Annotated in this window: 1 protein-coding gene; it reads left to right on the top strand. The window is 61.6% G+C overall.

Annotated features, from left to right (window positions below):
• A partial coding sequence (flhB, locus tag PMI31_RS29375; RefSeq protein ID WP_008023864.1) for a flagellar type III secretion system protein FlhB occupies positions 1-911 on the top strand: 911 nt, incomplete at its 5' end.
• Positions 912-1,076 lie beyond the last annotated feature (165 nt).

Genomic DNA, 1,076 nt, shown 5'->3' with positions numbered 1-1,076 from the left:
GCTCCATGGCCACCTACCTGATGCGCTCGGGGCAAATTGCCCTGTGGTCGATCCAGCCAGTGATGATTACGTTGGTGCTGGCCGCCATCATCGGTCCGATTTCCCTGGGGGGCTGGCTGTTCGCAGCGGGTTCCATGGCGCCCAAGTTCAGCCGCTTGAACCCCGGCCCCGGGCTCAAGCGCATGTTCTCGACCAAGTCGCTGGTCGAGCTGCTCAAGGCTCTGGCCAAATTCATCATCATTCTGTTCGTGGCGCTGGCGGTGTTGTCGTCGGACATCGATGACCTGCTGCGTATCGCCCATGAACCCCTGGACATGGCCATCATTCACAGCCTGCAAGTGGTGGGCTGGAGCACCTTGTGGATGGCCTGCGGGCTGATCCTCATCGCCGTGGTGGACGTGCCGGTGCAGCTCTGGGAAAGCCACAAGAAACTGCTGATGACCAAGCAGGAAGTGCGTGACGAGCACAAGGATCAGGAGGGGCGACCGGAGGTCAAGCAGCGGATTCGACAGCTGCAGCGCGAGATGTCCCAGCGGCGGATGATGGCCGCCATTCCCGAGGCCGACGTGGTCATCACCAACCCGACGCACTACGCCGTGGCGCTCAAGTACGACCCGGAGAAGGGTGGGGCGCCGATGCTCATTGCCAAGGGCAGCGACTTCCTCGCCCTGAAAATTCGAGAAATCGCCGCGGCCAACGAGATCCTGCTGCTGGAGTCCCCGGCGCTGGCGCGCTCGATCTACTACTCTACCGAGCTGGAGCAGGAGATTCCGGGCGGGCTCTATCTGGCGGTTGCGCAGGTGCTGGCTTACGTCTATCAGATCCGCCAGTACCGGGCGGGCAAGGGCAAGCGACCGGATCCGCTCAAGGATGATCTGCCGATTCCGCCGGATTTGCGCCGCGATTCCTGAGTTTTGCGCTGACGCTCACGGCCCCTTCGCTGGCAAGCCAGCTCCTACAGGGTTTCGCGCAACCTGTAGGAGCTGGCTTGCCAGCGAAGGCGTCAGTCCAGGCCATGCATATCCCCCTGAAAAAACACTCTATTTCTCCTGCCGCAAAAGTTGGAAAGCTTCTTG

The organism is Pseudomonas sp. GM55 (genome assembly GCF_000282395.1).
Taxonomy (GTDB): Bacteria; Pseudomonadota; Gammaproteobacteria; order Pseudomonadales; family Pseudomonadaceae; genus Aquipseudomonas; species Aquipseudomonas fluorescens_CC.
Note: the sequence above shows the minus strand (reverse complement) of the source record. Positions and strands in the feature narration are given on the sequence as shown.